We start from the raw sequence: 25,300 nt of genomic DNA on the forward strand, positions 1-25,300 counted from the left end.
TCCTAGCCGACGGTAACCATGGGGCCACCCGTGCCAGCATCCTCGCCATCGGCTTCCCCCATATCCTCGGCGATCCTCATCGCTTCTTCGATCAGGGTCTCAACAATCTGGTCTTCCGGAACGGTCTTGATGACTTCGCCCTTGACGAAGATCTGTCCCTTTCCGTTACCGGAGGCTACACCCAGATCAGCTTCGCGTGCTTCTCCGGGACCGTTTACGACGCAGCCCATGACGGCGACGCGCAGCGGCACTTCCATGCCTTCCAGTCCGGCGGTGACCTGCTCGGCGAGGGTGTAGACGTCCACCTGGGCACGGCCGCAGGAGGGGCAGGAGACAATTTCGAGCTTGCGGGGCCGCAGGTTCAGCGACTGCAGGATCTGGTTGCCCACCTTGATCTCCTCCACCGGCGGGGCGGAGAGCGAGACGCGGATGGTGTCGCCGATGCCCTTGGAGAGCAGCGCACCGAAAGCGGTGGCGGACTTGATGGTTCCCTGGAATGCCGGACCGGCTTCGGTCACGCCCAGGTGCAGCGGCCAGTCGCCGCGTTCGGCGAGCAGCTCGTAGGCGCGGACCATGACCACGGGGTCATTGTGCTTAACGGAAATCTTGAAGTCGTGGAAGTCGTGTTCCTCGAAGAGGGATGCCTCCCAGACGGCGGATTCAACCAGCGCCTCCGGTGTTGCCTTGCCGTACTTGGCGAGCAGGCGGGGATCCAGGGAACCGGCGTTCACGCCAATCCGGATGGACACCCCGGCGTCCTTGGCCTCTTGGGCGATCTGCTTGACCTGGTCGTCGAACTTGCGGATGTTGCCCGGGTTCACGCGGACAGCGGCGCAGCCGGCTTCAATCGCGGCATAAACGTACTTGGGCTGGAAGTGGATGTCCGCAATGACCGGAATCTGCGACTTCTTGGCGATGATCGGCAGTGCTGCCGCGTCATCGGCGCTGGGGCAGGCAACGCGCACAATGTCACAGCCCGACGCCGTCAGTTCGGCGATCTGCTGGAGGGTGGCGTTGATGTCCGTGGTCGGCGTGGTGGTCATCGACTGGACGCTGATCGGGAAGTCCGACCCGACGCCGACCGAACCCACCTTGATCTGGCGGGTTTTGCGCCTCGGGGCAAGGACGGGCGGCGGTGCTGCTGGCATTCCTAGGTTGACCGAGGTCAAAACATCCTCCATGTGCCCTGGGGGCAGGTATTAGTCTGTGGCGGCGGGGATAAGCGCGCCTGTCCTATTATCCACCTGCCCGCCGCACCGTGTGCCGCAGGCAGGTGGAATATCACTCAGGGCTTAGCCCGCCAGGTGCGCGAAGGCACCCGTAACCGGCTTCCACTCGGTGGTCTTGAGCCCGGAAATGCCGCCGCCCACGGCCAGCGGGTCCTGCTTGAGCAGGTTGTTCAGCTCGTCTTCGTCCGCGGCGGTGAAGATGAGCAGCGCTCCGGCGCCGTCCGTGAACGGGCCGCTGGCCAGGACCTTGCCCTCTTCGACCAGGGCTGCAAGCCACTCGCGGTGGGCAGGGCGGTGCTCGTCGCGCACAGCTGCTGATTCGGCGTCGTACACGTACTCAACTGCGAAAATACTCATGATTCCCACCCTAAGGGATGTCAGCCCTGCAGCAGCGCCACCCGGACGGCCACCGCTATGCCCACTGCCCAGAGCATGGAGGCGAGGGTTCCGATGATGAACCGCTCCGCGGCGGCGGGAGTCTCCTTCAGCTCGGCATACCGGCCAAGACCTTTGATGGCGATGACGTAGGCGATGGCCACGGGCTCATCCGCCAGGACGGCGGTGGCCACGGCGAGCCGTTCCAGGAGCCCGATCACCAGGCCGCCGCGCAGGATCACCGGTCCGGCCGGCTGCGGCGGGCGGCTGGGCAGCGGCGGCAGTGCGGGGCGTGTGACCGGTTCGTGGACCTGGTCCGCCGCCGGATCCCGGGCCGGGTCCGGGCCGGGGCGGGCTGCCTCAACCGCGCGGGCAAGCTTCAGCACGGCACCGGTGACCGGCCAGCCTCCGACGGCGGCCCCCAGCAGGCCTAGCACGATCCAGAGCAGGTCCATGGAACTCCTTGTCCTCTCCGAGATGGCAGAAACTGCACGTCTCAGCGCTGTAACGGGCAGTTTCTGTTATCTCGGCGGGGAGCAGGCTGCCTGGTCCGCCCGGTCCAGCAGCACCTCCGCTGCCGGGCGTGCGGCCCATTCTTCCTGCCACTTGGCCCGCTGGACGGCGTTGCTCACTGCCTGGGAACTGATCCCGAGCATACGTGCTGCTGCGCTCTGGGAGCCCCATTTGTGCGGGTCGACGTGTTCCAGGATCCGCCACTCCGCTTCGCTGCGGTCACGGACCAGCCCGGCGATGAGGATCAGGACGGCTTCGGCGTGGGCGGCAGCCTCGGCGGCTTCCGGGCCGGCATTGGGGTCCGCAGCCACCGCGATGGGCGGACGGTCGCCGGTTTTCTTGGCCCGGTCCACGGCGGCGCGCGCGGCTATGAACGCTTCTCCCCCGGCTTCGCGCGTTGATGCCGGCAGCGGCAATCCCACATTTCCCACGCCGATCCCCACGGACCAGCCGCCCTGCCGAAGAGTCAGCAGGGCCGCGTCGATGACGGCGGCCGGGGATGAAGCAACGGCCTGGACCTCATCTCCGACAGTGCGCTCAAACGGAAGCGCCAGGTCCTGGGAACCCAGCAGTTCAAGCAGCTCGGGAACGCGGTCTGAACTGTTGCGGCTGTCCTTCTGGTCTATCGTCAGCACGAACATGCTTGAAACCGTATCCGGTTGTAAAAATATTTACAAGCAAAATCGGTTTCAAGTATGTTTGAAACTAAAAAAGACTGACAGGCTTCACGATGTCCGCGTAAATCAGCAGCGCCCCCATGCCCATGAGCAGCACGGCGACGGCGTAGGTCACCGGCAGCAGCCTGGCCATGTCGAACGGCCCCGGATCCGGGCGGCGGAACAGCTTAGCGATGCCCCGGCGCAGGGACTCCCAGAGCGCACCGGCCACGTGCCCTCCGTCCAGCGGCAGCAGGGGAATCAGGTTGAACACGAACAGCGCCAGGTTCACGCTGCCCACCAGGCCGATCAGCGTGGCCACCCGGTTCTGCACCGGCGCTTCTTCCATCGAGGAAATCTCGCCGGCAATCCGGCCAACACCAACAACGGACATGGGGCCGTTCGGGTCGCGCTCCTCGGAGGAGAACGCAGCCTGGGCCACGTCGGCGATCCGCTGCGGAAGATTAATGACGACGCCGGCAATCCCCTGCAGGTTCTCCCCGACCATGGGCAGCACTTCGGTGGCGGGCTGGCGGACCAGCGCGGTCTGCGAACCGACCCCGATAAAGCCGACTTCCTCGGTCACCGGGTTGCCGCCGTCGTCAAGGACCGGCGTGCCGTCCTCTTCGGTGACGGGGCGTTCGGTCAGCAGCGGCGTGATGCTGGCTTCGGCTTCGACGCCGTTGCGCTCATAGGTCACGGTGACGCTGCGTCCGGCGGCCTCGCGGATCAGGCCGGAGAGCTCCGTCCAGTCCTGGACCGGCTGGCCGTCGAAGCGCGTGATGGTGTCCCCCGGCAGCAGCCCGGCTTCGTGGGCCGGCGCTGCGGGATCGGTGTCTGTACATTCGGTCTGCCCGGAGGCAGCCTGGCTGCCGCTGATCACGCACTCGTTCACGGAGGCGAGGGTGGTGGTGGCCTGGGCGTTGCCGAAGCCCATCAGCAGCACGGCGAAGAGCACGGTGCCGATGAGCAGGTTCATGAACGGCCCGCCGAGCATGATGATGATCCGCTTCCACACGGGCAGTTTGTAGAACACCCGGTTCTCGTCGCCGGGTTCCAGCCGGTCAGTCTCGGCCTGGCGGGCATCCACGGCCAGCTGCTGGAACATGCCGGTGCTGGAGCGGCGCACGTCGCCGTCGTGCGTTTCCGTGTTGGGCGGGAACATGCCAACCATGGACACATAGCCGCCAAGGGGCAGTGCCTTGACGCCGTATTCGGTTTCACCGCGCCGCCGGGAGAACACGGTGGGACCGAAACCGATCATGTACTGCGTGACCCGGACCTTGAACGCTTTGGCCGGCAGCAGGTGGCCAACCTCATGCAGCGCGATCGAAACCGCGATGCCGGCGGCCACGAACAGCACGCCCAGGATAAAAAGTAGAACGCTCAACGGACTTCCTTCATTTGCTCAGCCTCTGCCGATTCGGGCCCGGGCTGCGGAACGGGCCCACTTTTCAGCCGCCAGCACTGACTGCAGCGTCAGTTCGCCGGACTCGGTGTGCTCGGCCAGCACGGCGGCGATCGTATCAACTATGTCTGTGAATCCGATGAGACCGTCGTGGAAGGCGTCCACGGCTTCCTCGTTGGCGGCGTTGTAGACGGCCATGCCGGTTCCGCCGGAGGCCGCTGCTTCCTTGGCGAGGCGGACTGCCGGGAAGGCATCTTCGTCCAGCGGTTCGAAGGTCCATTCGGTGGCCTTGGTCCAGTCGCAGGGTGAGGCGGCGCCGGGCACCCGCTCCGGCCAGCCCATGCCCAGGGCAATGGGCAGCTTCATGTCCGGCGGGGACGCCTGGGCAATGGTGGAGCCGTCCGTGAACTGGACCATTGAGTGCACGACCGACTGTGGATGGACCACCACGTCAATGCGGTCCAGCGGGACGTCGAAGAGCAGGTGCGCCTCGATGACTTCCAGTGCCTTGTTCACCATGGTGGCGGAGTTGGTGGTGACCATCCGGCCCATCTTCCAGGTGGGATGTGCCAGCGCCTGTTCGGGGGTGACGTCTTTGAGTTCTTCGCGGCGGCGGCCGCGGAACGGACCGCCGGAGGCGGTAACCACCAGCCGGTCCACTTCGTCGGAGGTGCCGGCGCGCAGGGCCTGCGCCAGGGCTGAGTGTTCGGAGTCCACCGGCACCAGCTGCCCGGGGCGGGCTGCCTGCTTCACCAGCGCTCCGCCCACGATCAGCGATTCCTTGTTGGCCAGTGCCAGCATGTGTCCGGCGGCCAGCGCCGCGAGCGTCGGTTCAAGTCCGATGGAACCGGTCATCCCGTTCAGGACCACCTCGGCTTCCGGCCAGGACGCGACGGCGGTGGCTGCTCCCGGGCCCACGAACAGTTCGGGATCGTAGCCGGTCACGGACGCTTCGGTGCAGGCTCGGCGCAGTGCATCCTCCAGCGTCGCCAGGTCCACTGCGGCGCAGCCGACGGCGGCAGCCCGGGTATGGACCGCCTGCCGGGCCAGCAGGTCCAGGTTGTTTCCGCCGGCAGCCAGGGCAACAATGCTGAACCGGTCCGGGGCGGCGTCGGCGACGTCGATGGCCTGCGTGCCGATGGAACCGGTGGAGCCCAGGAGGACCACGCGCCGGGGAACCCCCTCGCTGCCGGCCGGCACGGTCCGGTCACTGGTTGCCGCTGTTACGGTTTCGGGCTCAGGTAGCTGCATGCTCTCCAGTATCCCGCACCCCGGCACGTGCCGGCGCCAGCTGCGGCGCACGCTTTTCGGGGTCCGGCGCGGCGCACGGACCCGGGCTCACAGCGCCACCGGCAGGGCCGCCACGGCATCCGGAATCGGGTCCGTTCCGGTGACGAGTCCCAGTACCTGGCCGCTGCCGCGGCCGGATTTTGCCAGCTCGGCCAGAACCGCTGCCACGTCCTGGCGCGGGACCGTATTGGACGCAACTACCGGCGCCAGCTCCACCAGCCCCACGGGATCGCCGTTGGTCAGCGTTCCGGGCCGGATGATGGTCCAGTCCAGGTCTGTCCGCAACATCAGGTCTTCCTCCGCAGCACGCTTGGCCACCAGGTAGGCGTACATGGCGTCTTGGAGGCCTTCGGGGCGCGCTCCGCCGATGACGGCTTCAGTACCCGCCGAGGACACCTGGATCAGCCGGCCGACGCCGGCCTGCTCGGCGGCCTCGGCCAGCAGGACGGCTCCCGCACGGTCCACACTGTCCTTGCGCTCGATGCTGCTGCCCGGCCCGGCGCCTGCCGCAAACACGGCAAGGTCCGCCCCGGTGAGCACCTGGGTGAGGTCTTCCAGCGTGCTGTTTTCGAGGTCAAGGACCACCGGAGCAACGCGGTCTGCTTCCAGGTCCCCGGCCTGGTCGGGGTTCCGGATAAGGCCGGCAACATCGTGGCCGGCCGCAACCAGGAGCCGGCCGGTTTCTCGTGCAATCTGCCCGTGGGCTCCAGCTATGACAATGCGCATAGCCCCAGTATCAGCGGCTTCGGCCCGCAGCGTCCCGCTTATGCGCAAACTGCTGCGTACCCGGCGGAGATTTATCCGGGTTCAGCCCGGAATACCCGCCCGGCGCAGGGTCTGCTCAGCCTGGAGGAGCAGCGGCCCGTCAATCATTTCTCCGCGGAAGCTGAACACGCCGCCCTGGCCCCGTGCCGCGGCGAGCAGTTCGCGGGCATAGGCCTTTTCCTCCTCGGAAGGTGCATACGCGGCCCGCACTGCCGCTACCTGACCCGGGTGGATGCAGGCCTTGGCAGCGAACCCGGACGCGGCGCCGTCGCGTGCTTCGTCCTCGAGACCGGCTGTGTCGGCGATGTTTCCGTAGATGGAGTCGACGGCGCCCTTGCCGTACGCGCCGGCTGCCAGCAGGACCGTGGAGCGGGCCTGGACCGCAACCGGGCGGTAGGAACCGTCGGGCCGCCGGCTCGATTCGCCGCCAAGGGAGGCCAGCAGGTCTTCGGCTCCCCACATCAGCGCGGACACGTTCTTTTCCCGGGCGATGTCGCCTGCCCGCAGCACCCCGAGTGCGGTCTCTACCAGCGCGATGACGTTCACATGGCGCAGTGCATGGCCGATCTCCCCGGGATCCTCCGCCTTGGCCGCCATGACGTACCGGTAGCCGGTGGCGGCGAGCGCCTCCATATCGGCACGGAAGGAGGTGCTGTTCACCGGGTTCACCCGCACGATTGTCTTTTCCGGGTCCAGGGCGGAAGCCGCAAGGTTCTCCCGGGCCTGCTCCTTGTCTTCAAAGGCGACGGCGTCTTCCAGGTCCAGGATGACGGCGTCCGCGCGCTGGGCGGCCTTCTCGAAGCGCTCGGGGCGGTCCGCCGGGCAGAACAGCAGTGCAGGCCCCATGGGGAAAGTGGTCATCCGGTTGTGCTCCTTGCCTCGCGTTCACAGATCCTTACCAACGTACCGGCGTTTATGCCGGCCGCGCTCCCCCTCCGGCCTGCGGGAAGCCTTCGGAGGTCCACATCAGTGCGGTCCGGGTGAAAGTTGCCACCACGGTGCCGTCCTGGTTGTGGCCGGTCTGCTCCAGAGTGACGATCCCCTGCCCCGGCCGGGATCCGGAGAGCCGTTTGGCCTCCACCCGGGTTTGTGAATAAAGCGTGTCCCCGTGAAAGACCGGGTGGGGAAAGGCAACGTCCGTCAGCCCCAGCTGGGCCACCAGGGTTCCCTGGGTGAGCTGGCTGACGGACTGGCCCACCATCACCGACAGGGTGAGCATCGAGTTGACCAGGCGCTGCCCGTAGGGCTGGCCGGCGCTGTAGGCCGCGTCCAGGTGCAGGGGCTGGGTGTTCATGGTCAGGGTGCTGAACAGGACGTTGTCCGCCTCGGTAAGCGTGCGTCCGGGCCGGTGCGCGTACACCGTCCCGGGCTCAAGCTCATCGAAGAAGAGTCCGCGCTGCACCACCACCCTGCCCGGCACAGTTTGTCCGGGAGCGCTGTCCGCTGCCTCAGACACCAAGGGCCACCTCCAGCGGCGCACCGGTGGCGGCAACCACTTCCTCGATCGGGACACCGGGGGCGGTTTCACGCAGGATCAGCCCTTCCGGGCCTACCTCGATGACCGCCAGGTCCGTGACGATCAGGTCCACGCAGCCGCGTCCGGTCAGCGGCAGGGAACACTCAGGGACAATCTTGGGCCTGCCGGCGCGGTCCACGTGCTCCATCATCACGATCACGCGCTTCGCCCCGAACACCAGGTCCATGGCCCCGCCCATGCCCTTGACCATCTTGCCGGGAATCATCCAGTTGGCCAGGTCGCCATTGGCCGCCACTTCCATGGCACCGAGGACTGCCACGTCCACGTGCCCTCCGCGGATCATGCCGAAGGACTGTGCCGAGTCGAAGTAGGCGGCACCGCGGTTTACCGTGACGGTTTCCTTGCCGGCGTTGATCAGGTCCGGGTCCAGGGCCGCTTCTTCCGGGTAAGGGCCGACGCCGAGGATCCCGTTCTCTGAGTGCAGCACCACTTCCACGCCCTCAGGGATGAAGTTCGGAATCAGGGTAGGCATGCCGATGCCCAGGTTCACGTACTGGCCGTTTTCAAGTTCCTGCGCCACGCGGGCTGCCAGTTCATTGCGGGTCAGCGCCATTACATTGCCTCCTTGGGTGCGGTGTCCGCCGGCTCGGGCTTCGCCGCGACGGTCCGTTTCTCGATCCGCTTCTCCCCCGGCCCGGTATGCACTACCCGCTGGACGAAGATGCCGGGGACATGGACTTCACCGGGAGCCAGTTCCCCGGGTTCCACGAGTTCCTCAACCTCCGCAATGGTGATTCCGCCGGCCATGGCGCAGAGCGGATTGAAGTTCATGGCCGAAGCGTGGAACACCAGGTTTCCGTGCCGGTCGCCCTTCCAGGCGTGGACCAGCGCGTAGTCCGGGGTGAGGGATTCCTCCAGCACGTACTCCCGGCCGCCGAAGCTGCGCACCTCCTTGGCTTCCGATGCCTGCGCCACCGAGCCCTCGGCGTCGTACTTCTGCGGCAGCCCGCCCTCGCTGACCTGCGTGCCGACACCGGCCGCGGTATAAAACGCCGGGATGCCCGCGCCGCCGGCGCGCAGCTTCTCCGCCAGGGTTCCCTGCGGGGTGAGGACGACTTCGAGTTCACCGGCCAGGAACTGGCGGGCGAACTCCTTGTTCTCCCCCACATAGGAGCTGACCGTGCGGCGGATCCGGCGGTCCGCCAGCAGCAGGCCCAGCCCCCAGTCGTCCACGCCGCAGTTGTTGGAGACCGTTTCCAGGTCGTCTGCGCCTTGGGCATGCAGGGCTGAGATCAGGACTTCGGGGATGCCGCAGAGCCCGAATCCGCCCACGGCCAGGGATGCTCCGCTGGGGATGTCCGCCACGGCTTCTTCGGCCGTGGCTATTGTCTTGTCAATCATGGTGCTGTCCGTTCGTTAATCGCCGTTGACTAACCTCTTCAGGCTCTACAGTCCCAGTTCGCGGGCTATGAGCATGAGCTGGACTTCGGAGGTGCCTTCCCCGATTTCCAGGATCTTCGAGTCCCGGTAATGCCGCGCCACCGGGAATTCGTTGATGAAACCGTAGCCGCCAAAGACCTGCGTCGCATCCCTGGCGTTGTCCATGGCGGCTTCCCCGGCAACGAGTTTTGCCATCGCGGCCTGGACCTTGAAGGGTTTGCCGGCCAGCATGCGGGCCGCGGCATCGTAGTAGGCGAGCCGGGCGTTGTGCGCGCGGGTCTGCATGCGGGCGATCTTGAACGCGATCGACTGGTTGCTGCCGATCGTGGTGCCAAACGCCGTCCGCTCGTTCGCGTAGCGCAGCGCCTCGTCCACGCAGCCCTGTGCGGCACCGGTGGCCAGGGCAGCGATCGCGATGCGCCCCTCATCGAGGATCTGCAGGAAGTTCGCGAAGCCGCGGCCTTCGGTGCCCAGGAGGTTCTCCTGCGGCACGCGCACGTCCGAGAGGGAGAGCGGATGGGTGTCCGAGGCGTTCCAGCCCACCTTGTTGTAGGCCTTCTCCACGGTGAATCCGGGGGTACCGGAGGGAACGATGATGGTGGAGATGTGCTTGCGGATGCTGCCGTCGGGGTTCTCGGTGGTGCCGGTAACGGCCGTCACCGTCACCAGGGACGTGATGTCGGTTCCGGAGTTGGTGATGAATTCCTTGCTGCCGTTGATCACCCACTGGCCGTCCTCGAGGCGGGCCGTGGTCTTGGTGCCGCCGGCATCGGACCCTGCCTCGCTCTCGGTCAGGCCGAACCCTGCGAGCGCACTTCCCTCGGCCAGGGGCGGCAGCCACCGCTGCTTCTGTTCCTCAGTACCGAACCGGTAGATGGGCATGGCGCCCAGCGAGACGCCGGCCTCCAGGGTGATGGCCACGGACTGGTCCACCCGGGCCAGCTGCTCCAGGGCCAGGGCAAGGGCAAAGTAGTCTCCGCCCATGCCGCCGTATTCCTCCGGGAAGGGCAGCCCGAACAGGCCCATCTCCGCCATCTGCTCCACCACTTTGTAGGGGAAGGAATGTTCGGCGTCGTGCTGGGCGGCAACCGGGGCTACGACTTCGTCGGCGAACTCCCGGACGGTGTCCGAGAGGACCTGGTGTTCTTCACTGAGTTCAAAGCTCGGCATTGCCTGCTCCTTGGGTTAGGGTTCCGGGTTCTGTGTCCAGGGGAACGACTGTGGCCAGGACCTGGCCGGCTTTGACCAGGTCGCCGGGCCGGAGGGTTATCGCAACGCGTCCGGCGACCGGGGCGGTGAGCTGGTGCTCCATCTTCATGGCTTCCACGCCAAGGAGTACCTGTCCGGCTTCGACGGTGTCCCCGTTGGCTGCCGCGACAGTGACGACGGTCCCCGGCATCGGCGAGCGCAGCACCGGGTCCGCCGCGCCTTCGCTCTTCCCTGCTGCTGCCAGGGCACCGCGCAGTATTTCCCGCCGGCCGGGCAGTTCAAGGGCGGCGGTGAAGCCGCCGCGGCTGGTCCAGAGCACCGGGGTGCCGTCCACGCCTGGCCCAAAGGCATACACCAGTGAATGAACGACGCCGTTGAGCACCAGCCGCAGCCGGTCACCGTCCAGCTCCAGCCCGGCGGTGCACGGGGCCTGTCCGTCGATGCGCACCTCCGCGTCCTGCACAGTTCCCAGCACCTCAATGGTGTGGACAGTGCCTGCTGCACGGACAGTCACCGTTAACGGACGCCTGCCCCCGATCCGCCAGCCGCCGGCCTTCCCCCAGGCCTGGGACGGTGCCTGCGCCTGGCTGCCGGCAGGGACCGGCACCTGGTTCCGGACCCCGGCCAGCCGCAGCAGCGCCGCAGCCGCGAACTCGGGTGCGCCGGGTTTACCGAAGGCCAGTCCGGGAAGGCGCCGCTCGATCAGGGTGGTATCCAGGTCGCCGGCCTGCACAGCCGGGTCGGCGAGCAGCAGGCGGAGGTACTCGATGTTGGTGCCGATGCCCAGGATCACCGTCTGCTCCAGGGCGGTGTCCAGACGCTGAAGTGCCTGTTCCCGGTCAGCACCCCAGGCAATGACCTTGGCGAGCATCGGATCGTAGCTGGAGGAGACTGCCTGTCCGGAGAGCAGGCCGGAGTCGGTACGGACACCGTCGCCGCCTGGTTCCTGCAGGGTCTCCACCCGGCCTGCCGTGGGCAGGAACCCCGCGGCCGGGTCCTCGGCGTAGACCCGGGCTTCCACGGCGTGACCGTCCAGGCGGACCTGGTCCTGGGAAATGGCCAGTTCTTCACCGGCGGCGATCCGGACCTGCCATTCCACCAGGTCGATCCCGGTGACCATTTCCGTAACCGGGTGCTCCACCTGCAGGCGGGTGTTCATTTCCATGAAGAAGAACTCATCGGGCGCTTCGCCGGAGACGAGGAACTCAACGGTTCCGGCGCCGGTGTAGTCAACCGACCGTGCCGCCTCACAGGCTGCGGCGCCGATCCTCTCCCGGGTGGCGGCGTCGAGCAGGACCGACGGCGCTTCCTCGATCACCTTCTGGTGCCGGCGCTGCAGCGAGCATTCGCGCTCGCCCAGGTGGATGACGTTCCCGTGGGCATCAGCGAGCACCTGCACCTCGATGTGCCGCGGTGCCGAAACCAGCCGCTCCAGGAAGAGCGTCTCGTCGCCAAAGGCCGACGCCGCTACGCGCCGGGCCGAGGCCAGCGCGCCGGCCAGTTCGGCCGGGTGCGCGACTGCATGCATGCCCTTGCCGCCGCCGCCGGCTGAGGGCTTGATCAGCAGCGGGTACCCCACGCCGTCCGCTGCGGATACCAGGTCTGCGTCGCTCAGCCCGGGTTCGGCGATGCCGGGGATCACCGGCACTCCGTAGCCGGCCACATGGTTCTTGGACTGGATCTTGTCGCCCATCAGTTCCAGGGCCTTGATACCCGGTCCGATGAAGGCAATGCCGTTTTCTGCCAGCAGCCGGGCAAAGGACGCATTCTCGCTCAGGAACCCGTAGCCCGGGTGCACTGCCTGGGCACCCGAGGCCAGGCAGGCAGCCAGCACGGCCTCGGCGTCGAGGTAGCTGCTGCGCGGGTCAGCGGGGCCCAGCCGCAGCGCGGTGTCGGCTTCGCGCACGTGGCGGGCACCGGCGTCGGCGTCGCTGTACACGGCCACGCTGCGCAGCCCCAGGCGTTTGAGGGTGCGGATGACGCGGCAGGCAATTTCCCCGCGGTTCGCCACCAGGACAGTTGAAAAACTCATGTGCTCACATCCGGAAGAGGCCGAAGGAAGTTTCGGGCAGCGGTGCATTGGCGCAGACATCCAGGGCAAGGCCCAGCACGGTGCGGGTATCCCGGGGATCGATGATTCCGTCATCCCAGAGCCGTGCCGTGGAGTAGTAGGGGCTGCCCTGGGATTCGTAGTCCTGGCGGATCGGCTCGCGGAAGGATTCCTCGTCCGCGGCGCTCCATTCCTCGCCCCTGGCCTCAAGCCCGTCCCGGCGCACCGTGGCCAGGACAGCGGCGGCCTGGTTCCCGCCCATCACGGAGATCCGGGCGGCCGGCCACATCCACAGGAAACGCGGCGAGTACGCCCGCCCGCACATTGAATAGTTGCCGGCGCCGAAGGAACCGCCGATCACCACGGTCAGCTTGGGTACCCTGCAGGTGGCAACGGCGGTGACCATCTTGGCGCCGTGCCGGGCGATTCCACCTGCCTCATAGTCGCGGCCGACCATAAAGCCGGAGATGTTCTGCAGGAAGATCAGCGGAATGCCGCGCTGGTCGCACAGTTCAATAAAGTGCGCACCCTTCTGCGCGGATTCGCTGAAGAGCACTCCGTTGTTTGCCACGATGCCCACGCGGTGGCCGTGCAGCCGGGCGAATCCGGTGACCAGGGTGGTGCCGTATTCCTTCTTGAATTCGTGGAACCCGCTCCCGTCGGTAATCCGGGCAATTACTTCACGCACGTCGTACGGGGTCTGCAGGTCAGCCGGCACCGCGGCGTAGAGCTCTTCCGGATCAGCTTCCGGTTCAACGGTCTCCGCCGGCTCCCAGGCCCGGAAGGGTGCGGGGAACGTCTCGGCGATGTCGCGGACGATCTCCAGCGCGTGGGCATCGTTTTCCGCCAGGTGGTCGGTGACTCCGGAGGTCCGTGAGTGCAGCTCTCCCCCGCCCAGTTCCTCGGCCGTCACCACTTCCCCGATGGCCGCCTTCACCAGCGGAGGGCCGCCCAGGAAGATGGTGCCCTGGTTGCGCACGATCACGGTCTCATCACTCATGGCCGGGACATACGCACCGCCGGCCGTGCAGGAACCGAGGACCGCGGCAACCTGCGGGATTTTCGCTGCCGACATGCGGGCCTGGTTGTAGAAGATCCGGCCGAAGTGCTCCCGGTCCGGGAAAACTTCATCCTGCAGCGGCAGGAAGGCGCCGCCGGAATCAACGAGGTAGATGCACGGAAGCCGGTTCTCGAGTGCGATTTCCTGCGCGCGCAGGTGCTTCTTCACCGTCATTGGGTAGTAGGTTCCGCCCTTGACCGTCGCGTCGTTGGACAGCACCATCACGTGCCGGCCGTGGACCAGGCCAATGCCGGCTATCAGCCCGGCAGCCGGACTTTCATCGCCGTACATGCCGTTCGCGGCCAGCGGCGCGATCTCCAGGAAAGGGCTGCCGTCGTCGAGCAGCGCTTCGACCCGCTCCCGGGGAAGCAGCTTGCCGCGGGAGGTATGCCGTTCCCGGGACCGCTCAGATCCGCCCTGTGCGGTTTCGGCGAGGCGTTTGCGCAGTTCTTCCGCGAGCATCCGCTGGGCTGCCTCGTTGGCCGCATACTGCCCGGATGCCGGGTCCAGCGCTGTGGCAAGGGTCTCCATCGACTTCCTTAGGTTGAGCGTCTCCGGCACTGCCCGCCGGATGACCGGCGCTGGTTAATGCCCGCTAACTCAAATTAGGTTAGTGGCTATTAACTGACGTGTCCACCACAATGGAGGGGTTGCCAGAATGAAACCGCGGAAAGGCAGGCATGGATTCCACTAAGAGCACCCCGCGCACCGCTACGGGCCGGAGCGCTGCAAAAGCCTCCCGGCGCGCGGCGATGCTGGACGCTGCGGCCGCGCTTTTCGCTGAGAAGGGCTACAACGGCGTCTCCATCGAGGAGCTCGGTGCCGCGGCGGGCGTCAGCGGACCGGCTGTGTACCGCCACTTCAGCGGCAAGGCCGCCATGCTCTCTGCGCTGCTGATCGGGGTGAGCAAGGACCTGCTGGAAGGCGGCATCGCCGTCGTTGCCGAGTCCGATACCGCAGAGGCTGCCCTCAGCGGGCTGATCGAGTTCCAGGTGGACTTCGCCCTGCGCCAGCCCAACGTCATCCGGGTCCAGGACCGCGACCTCGCCAGCCTTCCCGAGGACGATGAACGCACCGTCCGCCAGCTCCAGCGCCAGTACGTGGAAGTGTGGGTCGATGCCATCGGCGCGCTGCACCCCAACGCCGAACTGGCGCTGCTGCGCCACCGGGCCCAGGCCGTGTTCGGGCTGATCAACTCCACCTCCCACACACTGACCAGCAAAACCACCGCCCGCGAGACGGTCAAACTCCGCTCCCTGCTCGAGCGCATGGCGTGGGCGGCCCTGAATGCCTAGTACGCTGGAGAAAACCCCCGAGCAGAAAGACCTGCCGTGATTGAGCTTCGTGCCGTAGAACCGGGCGACGTTGATGAGTTCTTCAGCCATCAGCTGGACCCGGGCGCCAACCATATGGCTGCCTTTGCCGCCAAGAATCCCTCGGACCGGGGTGTTTTTGACCTCCACTGGCAGCAGATCCTCAGCGACTCCGGCATCACTGTGCGCACTATCGTGGCCGACGGCGACGTGGTGGGTTCCATCCTCGCCTACCGCGACGGCAGCATCCCCGAGATCAGCTACTGGATCGACCGTTCCCGCTGGGGACAGGGAATTACGACGGCGGCCGTGGGCCTGTTCCTCGAAGAGTTCCCTGAGCGTCCCGTCCGTGCACGTGCCGTTGCGGACAACGCGAGTTCCATCCGGATCCTGGAGCGCTACGGCTTCAAGGTGATCGGCGAGGCGCAGTCCTTTGCCAACGCCCGCGGCGCCGTCGTGCGCGAGCTCGAACTCGAACTCGCCTGACCCCACCTTCCTGCAGCGGGGTCCCTCCTTCTCCGGAAGGCGGGGCCCTGCTGTTTTTTGTGTGCCCTGCCCCCTGCCTGGTTCGGGGACCGCAGCCGTAGACTCCATGATGCAGACCGGTGCGTGCGCAGCGGCCGATTGCGGGAAAGGACCTCAAGATGAAAGCCCGACTGCACGTTATGAGCGTATTCGTGGACGATCAGGCGAAAGCCCTGGCCTTCTATACCGAAAACCTGGGATTCAGGGCGAAAACCGATGTGCCGCTGGGTGAGTACCGCTGGCTGACCGTCGTCGGCGCCGACGATCCCGACGGCGTCGAGCTGCTGCTCGAACCCAATGCGAACCCCGCGGCGCGCGACTACACCCGGGCACTGGTCGGACAGGGCATCCCGGCGGCGTCATTTGCCGTCGATGACGTGGATGCCGCACACCGCGAACTCCTCGGAAAGGGCGTCGTCTTTGTCCAGGAGCCCGCGGAAGCCGGCCCGGTGCGCACGGCAGTCCTTGATGACACCTGCGGGAACCTGATCCAGCTGGTCAGCCCGGCTTAGCCGGACCGGCCAGGCACGGAATCCGTTCTGCAGCAGGACCCCTTGCCCGCGGACGGTGGGAGGGGCCCTGCTGCCGCTTGGCAGCGCCGGTTCCCTAGTCCAGCGCCAGGACCATTGCAGGTTCGGCGAGCACGTCGCCGATATCGCGCAGGAACGCCGCGCCCTCCGCCCCGTCCACCAGCCGGTGGTCGAAGGAGAGGCTCAGCGTGGTGACCTGGCGAAGCGCGATGCCGCCCTCGTGTTCCCACGGCTGCTTCCGGACGGCTCCGAGAGCCAGGATTGCTGCTTCCCCCGGATTCAGGATGGGTGTTCCGGCGTCCACGCCGAATACCCCTACATTCGAAATCGAGACGGTGCCGCCGGTCAGCGCGGCCGGCGGTGTCCGCCCTTCCCGGGCAGTTCCGGCCAGATCCGAAATGGCCAGTGCAAGCTCACGCAGGCCCAGGTCCTGTGCATCCTTGATGTTTGGAACCATAAGGCCCCGCGGAGTCGCTGCCGCGATGCCGAGGTTCACGTACCGGTACCTGATGATCTCCCGCGCAGCCTCGTCCCAGCGCGCGTTCAGCTCCGGATGCCGGCGCAGTGCGAGGCAGACAGCCTTAGCGGCGAGGACCAGCGGTGTCAGCCGCACGCCGTCGTACTCCTTTCGGCTGCGCAGCTTATCCAGCAGATTCATGGAGGATGTGACGTCCACGGTGAGGAAAACCGTGGCGTGCGGAGCCGTGAACGCACTGGCCACCATGGCGGCTGCGGTGTGCTTGCGGATTCCCGCAACCGGAATCCGCTCCTCCCGTTCCTGGCCTAGGTGCGGGGCATCTGCGACCACCGGCTGTGCAGGTTCCGGCCGGCCGGCGGTCCCGCGCGGACCTGCAGGACTGCGCAGCAGTGCAGCTTCGACGTCGCCCCGCATGATGCGGCCCTGCGGGCCGGTACCGTCCACCGTGGCCAGGTCGACGCCGAGGTCACGGGCAAGCTTGCGGACCGGCGGTGTTGAGCGCGGGCGTTCCTGCACCGGGGCCGCGGTGGCCGGGGGCGGCGCGGTCACCGGCACGCTCGCCGGCCCGCTCACCGGCACGCCGGCCTGGGGCGCAGGGAGAGCAGCGGCCAGGACCGCAGCATCCGGGACCGCAGCATCCGGGACCGGGATCCCGCGGCGCGCACGGCGGGCCGGACGGCCTGCCTTCTCCGGTTCGGCACCGTAGCCCACCAGCGTCGGCTGCCGGCGCTGCTCCCCCGCCGGAGCGGCAGGCTGCACCGGAGAAAGCGCCCCGGCGGCGTCGGGAACATCGAAGCTGATGATCGGCGACCCGACCTCCACCACCGTGCCTTCGGCCTCATACAGGCGCGCCACTGTGCCTTCGAACGGTGAGGGCAGCTCAACCACGGCCTTGGCGGTTTCGACGTCGGCAATGACCTGGTTCAGTGCCACCGCCTGCCCCTCGGTCACCCGCCAGGACAGGATTTCGGACTCGGTGAGTCCTTCACCGAGGTCCGGAAGCCGGAATTCACGGATCATCGGCCAGCTCCTTCCAGCACGGCGGCCGGCTCCAGCGAGTTTGGCCGGCGCATGACCCGGTCCACGCCGTCCAGGATCCGGTCCAGGTCCGGCAGGTGGTGCTTCTCCAGCCGGGCGGGCGGGTAGGGAATGTCGAAGCCGGTGACGCGAACCGGCGCGTGTTCGAGGAAATCGAAGCAGCGCTCGGTGATGCTGGCGGCGATTTCGGCGCCGAGCCCGCCCGACTGGGCGGCCTCGTGCGTGACGACCAGGCGGCCGGTCTTCCGAACCGAGGCTTCAACGGCGGCATAGTCCACCGGGGCCAGGGACCGCAGGTCGATCACTTCTACTGAGATGCCTTCATCCTCCGCGGCGGTGGCTGCGTCCAGGGCGGTCATCACCAGCGGCCCGTACGCAACCAGGGTGACGTCGGTTCCTGCGGCCGCCACCCGGGCAGCTCCCATCGGCAGGGCGCCGTCGAGGGTCTGCTCAACCTCGCCCTTCGTGTGGTAGCGCCGCTTGGGCTCGAAATAGAGCACCGGATCATCGCAGGCGATGGCCTGGCGGATCATGGTGTAGGCGTCCTGGGGATTGGATACGCTGACCACCCGCAGGCCCGAGGTGTGCGTGAAGTACGCCTCCGGGGATTCGGAGTGGTGTTCCGGTGAACCGATCCCGCCGCCGAACGGCACCCGGATGGTCAGCGGCAGCTTCACCGCACCCCGGGTCCGGTAATGCATCTTGGCAACCTGGGAGACGATCTGGTCGAAGGCCGGGTAGATGAACCCGTCAAACTGGATTTCAACCACCGGCCGGTAGCCGCGGTAGGCGAGCCCGACGGCGGTGCCCATGATCCCGGATTCGGCGAGCGGAGTGTCCATGACGCGCTTGGGTCCGAACTCTGCCTGGAGTCCGTCGGTGATGCGGAAGACGCCGCCCAGCTTGCCGATGTCCTCGCCCATCAGCACCACTTTGGGATCTGCCGCCAGTGCGTCGTTCAGCCCGGCCGTGATCGCCCGGCCAAAGGTCATGCTGCTCATCGGGTGTGTCCTTCCGCGGGGCCGTCCAGCATGGACAGATAGGCCGTGTAATGCTCCTGCTGGCGGTCCAGCCAGCTGTTCGGCTCGGCATAGACATGGGCGAACACGTCCGCAGGGCCGGGATCCGGAAGGGTGAGGCAGGCTTCCCGGAGCTCGGCGGCGAGCGCGTCGGCGTCGGCCTCCACGGAAGCGAGGAAGGCGTCATCCGCTTCCCCCTCGTTCTGCAGCAGTGCGCCCAGCCGGGTAATGGGATCCCGCAGGCGCCAATCCTCGAGTTCCGCGGCGTCGCGGTAGCGCGTGGGATCATCGGCCGTGGTGTGCGGTCCCATGCGGTAGGTGACGGCCTCGATAAAGGTGGGGCCGCCGCCGCTGCGGGCACGGTCCAGCGCCTCGCGGGTGGCTGCCAGGACTGCCAGGACGTCGTTGCCGTCCACCCGGATGGACGGAATGCCGAACCCCGGAGCGCGGTTGGCCAGCGGGATGGCGGCCTGAAGGCCCACCGGCTCCGAAATGGCCCACTGGTTGTTCTGGCAGAAGAAAATCACCGGCGCCTGGAAGCTCGCTGCGAAGACCATGGCCTCGTTGACATCGCCCTGGCTGGTGGCGCCGTCGCCGAAATAGCTGATGGCGGCGTCGTCCGCACCGTCCTGGGCAATCCCCATGGCATAGCCGGCGGCGTGCAGGGCCTGCGCACCGATGATCACCTGGGTGGGTGCCATGTTCACCGAATACGGGTCCCAGCCGCCTGCCGCGTTGCCCCGCCAGACGCGCATAAGGTCTGCAAAGCCGACGCCGCGGCACCAGGCAACAGCGTTCTCGCGGTAGCTGCTGAAGACGAAGTCAGAGGGACGCAGCGCACGGGCCGAGCCGATCTGCGCGGCTTCCTGGCCGAGCAGCGGCGGCCAGAGCCCCAGCTCACCCTGCCGCTGCAGCGAGGTGGCCTCAGTGTCGATGCGCCGGACCAGGACCATGTCCCGGTACAGGCTGCGGAGGGTCTCGGCGTCGACGTCCTGGACCCACCGGCCGTAGAACGCATCTTCAACGCGTGCGCCGCTGGGGCGGATGAGCTGGACATATGGATCGTTTGGTTCCGTCCCGGTGTTTTCGGGATGGTCTACCGGGATATGCAGGGACACTTTGATACGCATCCTTCCGTGTTGGGGCCCCGGGGGTGGTGGGGTCCGAACCTGATGCCGGGCGCCTTTGCCCAGATAGATGTGACCCTACTCACACCGGGCATGCGGCACAACCACACGCCCTCCGATTGCGCATACTGCCCTGCATCCGCGGTTTGGGCCGTGCTAGCGTTGCGCACTATGCAGATTCTGGACACCACCGACTTCCGCGTTCTGCGGGCCATGGCCACCGATCCGCGCCGGACAGTGGTCGCCCTTGCAGCACGGCTGGGAATCTCCCGCAATACCGTGCAGGCGCGGCTGTCCAGGATGGAGAAGAAGGGTGCCTTCCTCTCGTTTGAGCGCCGGATCAACCCGGTGGCACTCGGCTATCCCCTGATGGCCTTTGTCCACGTGCACGTCCAGCAGCAGCGGCTGGCGGAGATCACGGCCGATCTTTCGGCTGTGCCGGAGGTGGTTGAGGCGCACGGGCTGACCGGTGCCGCAGACCTGCTGCTGCGGATCGTGGCACTCGACGCCGAGGACCTGTTTCGGGTCAACAAGGCCATCCTCTCTGTTCCCGGCGTTGAACGTTCGGATACCACCCTGGCCATGGGCGAGCTCATTCCCTACCGGGTTGCCCCGCTGCTCGAGCGCGGTCCGGCCGGCGAGTAGCCCGCCCGGCCCGGGGAAGCCGGGCGGCTGGGACGGGGCGGACGGCCGGATGGATCTTGGCTCGGGCATCCATTGGGGAGATAACGTCCCTCAACGCCGATCCCCGTCATCGTGTGGGGAGATAACGTCCCTTGCCGGAACCCGAAACAGCGTCATCTCCCCGAAGGATTCCAGGCGCGGCCCCTAAACAACGTCAACTCACCGAGAGATTCCAAAGCACCCTCCCGAACCGCGTTATCTCCGGAGTGTGGGCCCTTGATCGCTGGCGGCGTCATCCTGTGCCGCAATACCGCTTCTTTGACCTGCGCCCTCCCATCTTGTGTCGCGTTATCGGCCCTCTGAATCGGCCAGAACTGCTTTACCGCGACACAGGATGCCAAACGGGCCGCTAAACTGCGTTACCGCTACACAGGATGCCGGTGCTCCCACCACGCGCCGCCCGCGTCCGCCCATGCGCCGATGGGCCTCCCGGAACGGGGCTTCCCGCGCCGCCGAGCCAAATCCCCCTTCGCGCCCCGCTGACGTGCCACCGCCGGGCACGGATAAGGGCGCCTCCCCGTGACGGGGAGACGCCCTTCGCAGTGGCGCAGACCTAGTGGTCCACGGCCTTTTCCGCTCCGACGCCGGTGAGCGAGCGGACTTCCATCTCCGCCTGCTTCTCCGGCGACTCGTCATCCTTGCTGGTGACCGTTCCCAGGAAGCCCAGGAAGAATGCCAGCGGGATCGAGACGATGCCCGGGTTGTTCAGCGGGAAGATGGCAAAGTCGGCTCCGGTGATCATCGAGGTTTCAGCTCCGGAGACAACCGGCGAGAAGATGATCAGCACGATCGCCGAACCCAGTCCGCCGTACATGCTCCAGATGGCGCCGCGGGTGTTGAAGCGCCGCCAGTAGAGCGAGTAGATGATCGTGGGCAGGTTGGCACTGGCTGCCACGGCGAAGGCCAGCGCAACCAGGAAGGCCACGTTCTGGCCCTGGGCGCCGATGCCGCCGAGGATCGAGACCACACCGATGACCAGCACGGTCCGGCGCGCAACCTTCACTTCGCCGTCGGCATCCACCTTGCCCTTGCGGACAACGTTGGCGTAGATGTCGTGGGCGAAGGACGCAGCTGCCGTGATCGTCAGGCCGGCCACAACGGCCAGGATGGTGGCGAACGCGACGGCGGCGATCAGTCCCAGCAGCACCGGTCCGCCCAGCGCGAAGGCCAGCAGCGGAGCAGCGGAGTTCACGCCGCCGGGAGCCCCCATGATGGTCTCCCGCTCAATCAGGGCCGCGGCGCCGTAGCCGAGGACCAGGGTGAACAGGTAGAACAGGCCGATCAGCCAGATGGCCCAGACCACGGAGCGGCGGGCTTCCTTGGCGGTGGGAACCGTGTAGAAGCGCATCAGCACGTGCGGCAGGGCAGCCGTGCCAAGCACCAGCGCCAGGCCCAGTGAGACGAAGTCCAGCTTGGAGGTTTCGGACTTGCCGTACTGCAGCCCCGGATCGAGGATCGCGGCGTTGCCGGACATCTCGACGGCGGAACCGAGCAGCTCGGAGAGGTTGAAGCCATTGATGGCCAGGACCCAGACGGTCATGACTGCGGTTCCGGCAATCAGCAGGCAGGCCTTGATGATCTGCACCCAGGTGGTGCCCTTCATGCCGCCGACCAGTACGTAGATGATCATCAGCGCGCCGACGATGGCGACCACGAGAGACTGCCCCACCCGGGAGTCGATGCCCATGAGCAGGGATACGAGTCCGCCGGCACCGGCCATCTGGGCCAGCAGGTAGAAGAAGCAGACAGCCATGGTGGTGATGGCCGCGGCGATGCGGACCGGGCGCTGCTTGAGGCGGAAGGACAGCACGTCCGCCATGGTGAACTTGCCGGTGTTGCGGAGCATTTCGGCAACGAGCAGCAGTGCCACGAGCCAGGCCACCAGGAACCCGATGGAGTACAGGAAGCCGTCGTAGCCGTTGATGGCGATGGCTCCGACGATGCCGAGGAAGCTGGCCGCGGAGAGGTAGTCACCGGCGATGGCGGTACCGTTCTGCGGGCCGGTGAAGGAACGTCCGGCGGCGTAGTAGTCGGCTGCTGTCTTGTTGTTGCGGCTGGCGCGCAGCACCACCACCAGGGTGACGGCGACGAACAGGCCGAAGATCAGCATGTTCAGCCAGCCGGTTTCCCGGACGGCGTCGGCGGTGACGGCGGCGGGGATGTAGAGGGTGTTCATTTGGTCTCCTCGGGAAGGGACACGCCCTTGGCCTCCAGCTCGCCGCGCAGTTCGGAGGCGATCGGATCGAGGCGGCGGTTGGCGTAGCTGACGTACCACATGGTGATGCCGAAGGTGCTGACGAACTGCAGCAGCCCCAGGATCAGGCCGATGTTGATGTTCCCGATGACCGGGGTGGACATGAAGCCGTGCGCGTAGTCAGCGAGCAGCACGTAGGCGAAGTACCAGACGAGGAAGGCCACGGCCATGGGGAAAATAAAGCTGCGCTGGCGTTTGCGCAGCTCCTGGAACTGCGGGGACCGCTGGACTTCCCGGAAGTCGACCGGCGCCTCGCTTTCGGGGTGTGATTGTGGCTGGTGAGCAGCCATCTCTCCTCCTTGGGTTGGGCACGTGCGGCGGTACGGCATAAGAACCGCGGGTCCATCGGGAACCCGGGCCGCCAGCACGCCGGCTGTGATGGGCATCACTTTTCCAATGCGGACGCATCTGCGGCCACTTATCGCGCCCCTGCGTCGGTGAACGGGGCAATCCGTGCGCCAAACGGCACGTTTGGTGCCCTCGACGGTTCACTGGTGTCGGTAGTCTGGGACGCATGCCCGCCGCCGTCGAAGTCGCTCTGGTCTGCGCCGTTGCCGTCCTAACGCTCGCAGCGGTCGCCGCGCTGGGCTACCGCCTCAGCCGGTCCCAGCGCGACCTGGGATCCGACGCCGAACGCGCGGCCTACGCGACCCTGCACACGGCATCGCTCGCGTCCCGCCACCTTCGGGCCGGGCTGACACCGGCCGGAGCTTCCCGGGCGAGCCGGCACCTGCGCGGCCTGCTGCGCTGTGAAACCCTGCTCATGACGGACACCGCCGCCGTACTGGCCTGGGAAGGCTCGCTTCCGGATAACCCCATGCGGCGGGAACGGATCCTGCTCGCAGCCCGCGGCGTCCTGGACAGCGGCCGGACCAAGGTTTTCCGGGGCCCGGCGCTTCGCGCCCTGGGGCTGCAGGACGGCGGGGAGCTGCTGATCTGCCCGCTGCGGGTCAACGCCCAGGCGGTCGGCACGCTGGGTGTTTTCGCGCCGTCGATCAGTGCCGGACTGATCCGGGCAACGAACGACGTCGCCGACTGGGTTGCCGCGCAGGTGGAGCTGGCGGAGCTGGACACTTCCCGGGCACTGCTCATGGAGGCCGAGGTGAAGGCGCTCCGGGCGCAGATCAGCCCGCACTTCATCTACAACTCGCTCAACGCGATTGCCTCCTACATCAACACCGACCCGCAGCGGGCCCGGGAACTGGTGGTGGAGTTCGCTGACTTCACCCGGTACTCCTTCCGCCGGCACGGGGACTTCACCACCCTGGCCGAAGAGCTGCAGTCGATCGACCGCTACCTGCTGCTGGAACGCGCCCGGTTTGGTGAACGGCTGAAGGTCAGCCTGCAGATCAGCCCCGAGGTCCTTGGGACCGTGATTCCGTTCCTGTCCCTGCAGCCGCTGGTGGAGAACTCGGTGCGGCACGGACTGGATTCGATCGACGGCGAAGGGCACATCACCATCTCCGCCCGGGACGCCGGCGCCCTGGCTGAAATCACTGTGGAGGACAACGGGGTGGGCATGGATCCCAACAAACTGGCGGCCCTGCTGGCCGGCCACGCCGACGGCGACCATGTGGGCCTGCGCAACGTTGACCTGAGGCTGCGCCAGGTCTATGGAGATGCCCACGGACTGGTGATCGATACCGCTGAAGGCGCCGGAACCCTGATCACCATGCGCATCCCCAAGTCGCAGCCGGGCCACCAAACGTGAAGGAAGTAGTCTGTCTACCATGCCGAAACCCGCAAAGCTGCTGACCGTGGTGGTGGCCGACGACGAAGCACCCGCCGTCGAGGAGCTGGCGTTCCTGCTGGGCCGGGACGCACGCATCGGCACAGTGCTGCGTGCCTCGAGCGGCGCCCAGGCGCTGCACGCCATTGAGACTGCCGACGTGGATGCCGTGTTCCTGGACATCCATATGCCCGCCCTCTCCGGGCTGGACATCGCCCGTGCGCTGGCCCGCAAGGAGCGCCCTCCCGCCGTCGTCTTCGTCACCGCGGACGAGGACCACGCGCTGGCCGCTTTCGACCTGGCGGCGCTGGACTACCTGCTCAAGCCCGTAAGGCAGGAACGGCTCACCGAGTCCGTCCGCCGGATCAGCGACGCCCTCGCTGCCGGCGGGGCGGACGCCGCCGAGGAGGGAGACGTGGTCACCGTGGTGCAGGGCGCCACAACGCGGATGATCCGAAGGGAAGACATCCGCTACGTGCAGGCCCAGGGAGACTACGCCCGCCTGCACACTGCCGAGACCAGCTACCTCGTCCGGATCCCGCTGGCGGAGCTGGAGGCGCAGTGGGCCGACGCCGGTTTCCTGCGGATCCACCGCTCCTACCTCGTGGCCCGCAGCCAGATCACCCAGGTCCGCCTCAGCGCCGGGCGGGCCAGCATCCGCATCGGTGCCGACGAGCTGCCGGTCAGCCGCCGGCACCTGCCTACGGTGCGGAGCACCCTGGCCTCAGGAAGGGTCAGGCCCACCGCATGAACGGGGAAAACCGGCCCCAGCGCGTCCGGGTAACCGCTCCCCCGCGTCCCGGTGCCGTTCCGCCGGCGTTCCCGGTGGCACGCGAACTCGACGAGCAGTCGGAGGTCGGCGAGGTGTTCCTTTCCTCCCTGATCCGGTCGCAGCTGCGCCTGGCCCTGGTAGTGGCCGGCGGATTCGGCCTGATCCTGCTGGGCGTTCCGCTGCTGCTGGCCGCCTATCCGCAGATCGGCGCGCTGGAGCTTCTTGGAATTCCGGTCCCGTGGGTCCTGCTGGGCTTCGGCGTCTATCCCCTGGTGATCGTCAGCGGGGCACTGTACGTACGCAGCGCCAACCGGAACGAGAAGCGGTTCCAGGACCTGCTGGATGAGGGGTAGCGGGCC

Annotated in this window: 26 protein-coding genes; 7 read left to right on the forward strand and 19 right to left on the reverse strand. The window is 67.1% G+C overall.

Annotated features, from left to right (window positions below; all coding sequences use genetic code 11):
* Positions 1 to 2: 2 nt before the first annotated feature.
* The 14 genes from ispG to NGB94_RS12935 all read right to left on the reverse strand — a co-directional run bounded on the left by ispG (position 3) and on the right by NGB94_RS12935 (position 14,003).
* Positions 3 to 1,169: a flavodoxin-dependent (E)-4-hydroxy-3-methylbut-2-enyl-diphosphate synthase gene (gene ispG, locus NGB94_RS12870; RefSeq protein WP_325791059.1), complete on the reverse strand. Its 1,167-nt coding sequence runs from the start codon at positions 1,167 to 1,169 to the stop codon at positions 3 to 5.
* A 123-nt stretch (positions 1,170 to 1,292) separates the two neighbouring features.
* A complete protein-coding gene (locus NGB94_RS12875; RefSeq protein WP_091606243.1) occupies positions 1,293 to 1,586 on the reverse strand; it encodes a YciI family protein in 294 nt (97 codons plus the stop codon).
* A gap of 20 nt (positions 1,587 to 1,606) precedes the next feature.
* The gene (locus NGB94_RS12880; protein WP_325791060.1) at positions 1,607 to 2,059 is read right to left on the reverse strand and encodes a hypothetical protein; all 453 of its coding nucleotides are present in this window, start codon (positions 2,057 to 2,059) and stop codon (positions 1,607 to 1,609) included.
* A gap of 66 nt (positions 2,060 to 2,125) precedes the next feature.
* Complete coding sequence (locus tag NGB94_RS12885; protein ID WP_325791061.1) at positions 2,126 to 2,758, reverse strand: MarR family transcriptional regulator; 633 nt, start codon at positions 2,756 to 2,758, stop codon at positions 2,126 to 2,128.
* A gap of 64 nt (positions 2,759 to 2,822) precedes the next feature.
* Entirely contained in the window at positions 2,823 to 4,163 is a 1,341-nt protein-coding gene (locus NGB94_RS12890) for a site-2 protease family protein (RefSeq protein ID WP_325791062.1), read from the reverse strand.
* An 18-nt stretch (positions 4,164 to 4,181) separates the two neighbouring features.
* Positions 4,182 to 5,432, reverse strand: a complete 1,251-nt coding sequence (dxr, locus tag NGB94_RS12895; RefSeq protein WP_325791063.1) for a 1-deoxy-D-xylulose-5-phosphate reductoisomerase — start codon at positions 5,430 to 5,432, stop codon at positions 4,182 to 4,184.
* Positions 5,433 to 5,519: 87 nt separating this feature from the next.
* Positions 5,520 to 6,197, reverse strand: a complete 678-nt coding sequence (locus NGB94_RS12900) for an NAD(P)-binding oxidoreductase (protein WP_325791064.1) — start codon at positions 6,195 to 6,197, stop codon at positions 5,520 to 5,522.
* Between the two features lie 81 nt (positions 6,198 to 6,278).
* The gene (locus NGB94_RS12905; protein ID WP_325791065.1) at positions 6,279 to 7,097 is read right to left on the reverse strand and encodes a CoA ester lyase; all 819 of its coding nucleotides are present in this window, start codon (positions 7,095 to 7,097) and stop codon (positions 6,279 to 6,281) included.
* A 52-nt stretch (positions 7,098 to 7,149) separates the two neighbouring features.
* Entirely contained in the window at positions 7,150 to 7,692 is a 543-nt protein-coding gene (locus NGB94_RS12910; RefSeq protein ID WP_325791066.1) for a MaoC family dehydratase, read from the reverse strand.
* Positions 7,685 to 8,326 (reverse strand): CoA transferase subunit B, encoded by a 642-nt coding sequence (locus NGB94_RS12915; RefSeq protein WP_325791067.1) that lies wholly within the window; start codon positions 8,324 to 8,326, stop codon positions 7,685 to 7,687. The genes NGB94_RS12910 and NGB94_RS12915 overlap by 8 nt, the downstream gene beginning before the upstream one ends.
* A complete protein-coding gene (locus NGB94_RS12920) occupies positions 8,326 to 9,114 on the reverse strand; it encodes a CoA transferase subunit A (RefSeq protein WP_325791068.1) in 789 nt (262 codons plus the stop codon). The genes NGB94_RS12915 and NGB94_RS12920 overlap by 1 nt, the downstream gene beginning before the upstream one ends.
* Positions 9,115 to 9,159: 45 nt before the next feature.
* Complete coding sequence (locus NGB94_RS12925) at positions 9,160 to 10,323, reverse strand: acyl-CoA dehydrogenase family protein (RefSeq protein WP_325791069.1); 1,164 nt, start codon at positions 10,321 to 10,323, stop codon at positions 9,160 to 9,162.
* Positions 10,310 to 12,394 carry a biotin carboxylase N-terminal domain-containing protein gene (locus NGB94_RS12930; RefSeq protein ID WP_325791070.1) on the reverse strand — a complete coding sequence of 695 codons (2,085 nt, stop codon included), beginning with the start codon at positions 12,392 to 12,394 and terminating at the stop codon, positions 10,310 to 10,312. Before NGB94_RS12930 ends, NGB94_RS12925 begins: the two co-directional genes overlap by 14 nt.
* Before the next feature lie 4 nt (positions 12,395 to 12,398).
* Positions 12,399 to 14,003 (reverse strand): carboxyl transferase domain-containing protein, encoded by a 1,605-nt coding sequence (locus NGB94_RS12935; protein ID WP_325791071.1) that lies wholly within the window; start codon positions 14,001 to 14,003, stop codon positions 12,399 to 12,401.
* Positions 14,004 to 14,152: 149 nt separating this feature from the next.
* On the opposite strand from NGB94_RS12935, the gene NGB94_RS12940 reads away from it, so the two are divergent.
* The 3 genes from NGB94_RS12940 to NGB94_RS12950 all read left to right on the forward strand — a co-directional run bounded on the left by NGB94_RS12940 (position 14,153) and on the right by NGB94_RS12950 (position 15,822).
* Positions 14,153 to 14,767, forward strand: coding sequence for a TetR/AcrR family transcriptional regulator (locus NGB94_RS12940; RefSeq protein WP_325791072.1), 615 nt, complete (start codon positions 14,153 to 14,155; stop codon positions 14,765 to 14,767).
* Between the two features lie 36 nt (positions 14,768 to 14,803).
* Positions 14,804 to 15,271, forward strand: coding sequence for a GNAT family N-acetyltransferase (locus NGB94_RS12945; protein ID WP_325791073.1), 468 nt, complete (start codon positions 14,804 to 14,806; stop codon positions 15,269 to 15,271).
* A gap of 179 nt (positions 15,272 to 15,450) precedes the next feature.
* Positions 15,451 to 15,822 (forward strand): VOC family protein, encoded by a 372-nt coding sequence (locus NGB94_RS12950; RefSeq protein WP_325791074.1) that lies wholly within the window; start codon positions 15,451 to 15,453, stop codon positions 15,820 to 15,822.
* A gap of 94 nt (positions 15,823 to 15,916) precedes the next feature.
* Here the strand turns inward: NGB94_RS12950 and NGB94_RS12955 are convergent, their stop codons facing one another.
* The 3 genes from NGB94_RS12955 to pdhA are packed head-to-tail and all read right to left on the reverse strand — an operon-like array spanning position 15,917 to position 19,505.
* A complete protein-coding gene (locus tag NGB94_RS12955; RefSeq protein WP_325791075.1) occupies positions 15,917 to 17,338 on the reverse strand; it encodes a dihydrolipoamide acetyltransferase family protein in 1,422 nt (473 codons plus the stop codon).
* Positions 17,335 to 18,357: an alpha-ketoacid dehydrogenase subunit beta gene (locus NGB94_RS12960; protein ID WP_325791076.1), complete on the reverse strand. Its 1,023-nt coding sequence runs from the start codon at positions 18,355 to 18,357 to the stop codon at positions 17,335 to 17,337. The genes NGB94_RS12955 and NGB94_RS12960 overlap by 4 nt, the downstream gene beginning before the upstream one ends.
* Positions 18,354 to 19,505 (reverse strand): pyruvate dehydrogenase (acetyl-transferring) E1 component subunit alpha, encoded by a 1,152-nt coding sequence (gene pdhA, locus NGB94_RS12965; RefSeq protein WP_418910653.1) that lies wholly within the window; start codon positions 19,503 to 19,505, stop codon positions 18,354 to 18,356. Before pdhA ends, NGB94_RS12960 begins: the two co-directional genes overlap by 4 nt.
* A 168-nt stretch (positions 19,506 to 19,673) precedes the next feature.
* On the opposite strand from pdhA, the gene NGB94_RS12970 reads away from it, so the two are divergent.
* Positions 19,674 to 20,147, forward strand: a complete 474-nt coding sequence (locus tag NGB94_RS12970; RefSeq protein ID WP_325791077.1) for an Lrp/AsnC family transcriptional regulator — start codon at positions 19,674 to 19,676, stop codon at positions 20,145 to 20,147.
* A gap of 592 nt (positions 20,148 to 20,739) precedes the next feature.
* Here NGB94_RS12970 and NGB94_RS12975 read toward each other — a convergent pair.
* The gene (locus NGB94_RS12975; RefSeq protein WP_325791078.1) at positions 20,740 to 22,362 is read right to left on the reverse strand and encodes a cation acetate symporter; all 1,623 of its coding nucleotides are present in this window, start codon (positions 22,360 to 22,362) and stop codon (positions 20,740 to 20,742) included.
* Positions 22,359 to 22,730: a DUF485 domain-containing protein gene (locus tag NGB94_RS12980; RefSeq protein ID WP_325791079.1), complete on the reverse strand. Its 372-nt coding sequence runs from the start codon at positions 22,728 to 22,730 to the stop codon at positions 22,359 to 22,361. The genes NGB94_RS12975 and NGB94_RS12980 overlap by 4 nt, the downstream gene beginning before the upstream one ends.
* A gap of 224 nt (positions 22,731 to 22,954) precedes the next feature.
* Here NGB94_RS12980 and NGB94_RS12985 point away from each other — a divergent pair, with 224 nt between their 5' ends.
* Genes NGB94_RS12985 through NGB94_RS12995 form a run of 3 tightly spaced genes read left to right on the forward strand, consistent with a single transcriptional unit; the run spans position 22,955 to position 25,294 of the window.
* Positions 22,955 to 24,151, forward strand: coding sequence for a sensor histidine kinase (locus NGB94_RS12985; RefSeq protein ID WP_325791081.1), 1,197 nt, complete (start codon positions 22,955 to 22,957; stop codon positions 24,149 to 24,151).
* Between the two features lie 37 nt (positions 24,152 to 24,188).
* Positions 24,189 to 24,920, forward strand: coding sequence for a LytTR family DNA-binding domain-containing protein (locus tag NGB94_RS12990; protein WP_325791160.1), 732 nt, complete (start codon positions 24,189 to 24,191; stop codon positions 24,918 to 24,920).
* Positions 24,917 to 25,294 (forward strand): hypothetical protein, encoded by a 378-nt coding sequence (locus NGB94_RS12995; RefSeq protein ID WP_325791082.1) that lies wholly within the window; start codon positions 24,917 to 24,919, stop codon positions 25,292 to 25,294. Before NGB94_RS12990 ends, NGB94_RS12995 begins: the two co-directional genes overlap by 4 nt.
* Positions 25,295 to 25,300: the final 6 nt, after the last annotated feature.

Source organism: Arthrobacter koreensis, assembly GCF_035792275.1.
GTDB classification, from domain to species: domain Bacteria; phylum Actinomycetota; class Actinomycetes; order Actinomycetales; family Micrococcaceae; genus Arthrobacter_B; species Arthrobacter_B koreensis_A.

Excerpts from the sequence above, each read along its gene's own strand:
- dxr (WP_325791063.1), bottom strand. The coding sequence starts at position 5,432 with ATGCAGCTACCTGAGCCCGAAACCGTAACAGCGGCAACCAGTGACCGG.
- NGB94_RS12950 (WP_325791074.1), top strand. The coding sequence starts at position 15,451 with ATGAGCGTATTCGTGGACGATCAGGCGAAAGCCCTGGCCTTCTATACC.
- NGB94_RS12905 (WP_325791065.1), bottom strand. The coding sequence starts at position 7,097 with ATGACCACTTTCCCCATGGGGCCTGCACTGCTGTTCTGCCCGGCGGAC.
- NGB94_RS12970 (WP_325791077.1), top strand. The coding sequence starts at position 19,674 with ATGCAGATTCTGGACACCACCGACTTCCGCGTTCTGCGGGCCATGGCC.
- NGB94_RS12880 (WP_325791060.1), bottom strand. The coding sequence starts at position 2,059 with ATGGACCTGCTCTGGATCGTGCTAGGCCTGCTGGGGGCCGCCGTCGGA.
- NGB94_RS12875 (WP_091606243.1), bottom strand. The coding sequence starts at position 1,586 with ATGAGTATTTTCGCAGTTGAGTACGTGTACGACGCCGAATCAGCAGCT.
- NGB94_RS12920 (WP_325791068.1), bottom strand. The coding sequence starts at position 9,114 with ATGATTGACAAGACAATAGCCACGGCCGAAGAAGCCGTGGCGGACATC.
- NGB94_RS12915 (WP_325791067.1), bottom strand. The coding sequence starts at position 8,326 with ATGGCGCTGACCCGCAATGAACTGGCAGCCCGCGTGGCGCAGGAACTT.
- NGB94_RS12885 (WP_325791061.1), bottom strand. The coding sequence starts at position 2,758 with ATGTTCGTGCTGACGATAGACCAGAAGGACAGCCGCAACAGTTCAGAC.
- NGB94_RS12960 (WP_325791076.1), bottom strand. The coding sequence starts at position 18,357 with ATGAGCAGCATGACCTTTGGCCGGGCGATCACGGCCGGGCTGAACGAC.
- NGB94_RS12955 (WP_325791075.1), bottom strand. The coding sequence starts at position 17,338 with ATGATCCGTGAATTCCGGCTTCCGGACCTCGGTGAAGGACTCACCGAG.
- NGB94_RS12900 (WP_325791064.1), bottom strand. The coding sequence starts at position 6,197 with ATGCGCATTGTCATAGCTGGAGCCCACGGGCAGATTGCACGAGAAACC.
- NGB94_RS12930 (WP_325791070.1), bottom strand. The coding sequence starts at position 12,394 with ATGAGTTTTTCAACTGTCCTGGTGGCGAACCGCGGGGAAATTGCCTGC.
- NGB94_RS12940 (WP_325791072.1), top strand. The coding sequence starts at position 14,153 with ATGGATTCCACTAAGAGCACCCCGCGCACCGCTACGGGCCGGAGCGCT.
- NGB94_RS12925 (WP_325791069.1), bottom strand. The coding sequence starts at position 10,323 with ATGCCGAGCTTTGAACTCAGTGAAGAACACCAGGTCCTCTCGGACACC.
- NGB94_RS12975 (WP_325791078.1), bottom strand. The coding sequence starts at position 22,362 with ATGAACACCCTCTACATCCCCGCCGCCGTCACCGCCGACGCCGTCCGG.
- NGB94_RS12985 (WP_325791081.1), top strand. The coding sequence starts at position 22,955 with ATGCCCGCCGCCGTCGAAGTCGCTCTGGTCTGCGCCGTTGCCGTCCTA.
- NGB94_RS12995 (WP_325791082.1), top strand. The coding sequence starts at position 24,917 with ATGAACGGGGAAAACCGGCCCCAGCGCGTCCGGGTAACCGCTCCCCCG.
- pdhA (WP_418910653.1), bottom strand. The coding sequence starts at position 19,505 with ATGCGTATCAAAGTGTCCCTGCATATCCCGGTAGACCATCCCGAAAAC.
- NGB94_RS12980 (WP_325791079.1), bottom strand. The coding sequence starts at position 22,730 with ATGGCTGCTCACCAGCCACAATCACACCCCGAAAGCGAGGCGCCGGTC.
- NGB94_RS12935 (WP_325791071.1), bottom strand. The coding sequence starts at position 14,003 with ATGGAGACCCTTGCCACAGCGCTGGACCCGGCATCCGGGCAGTATGCG.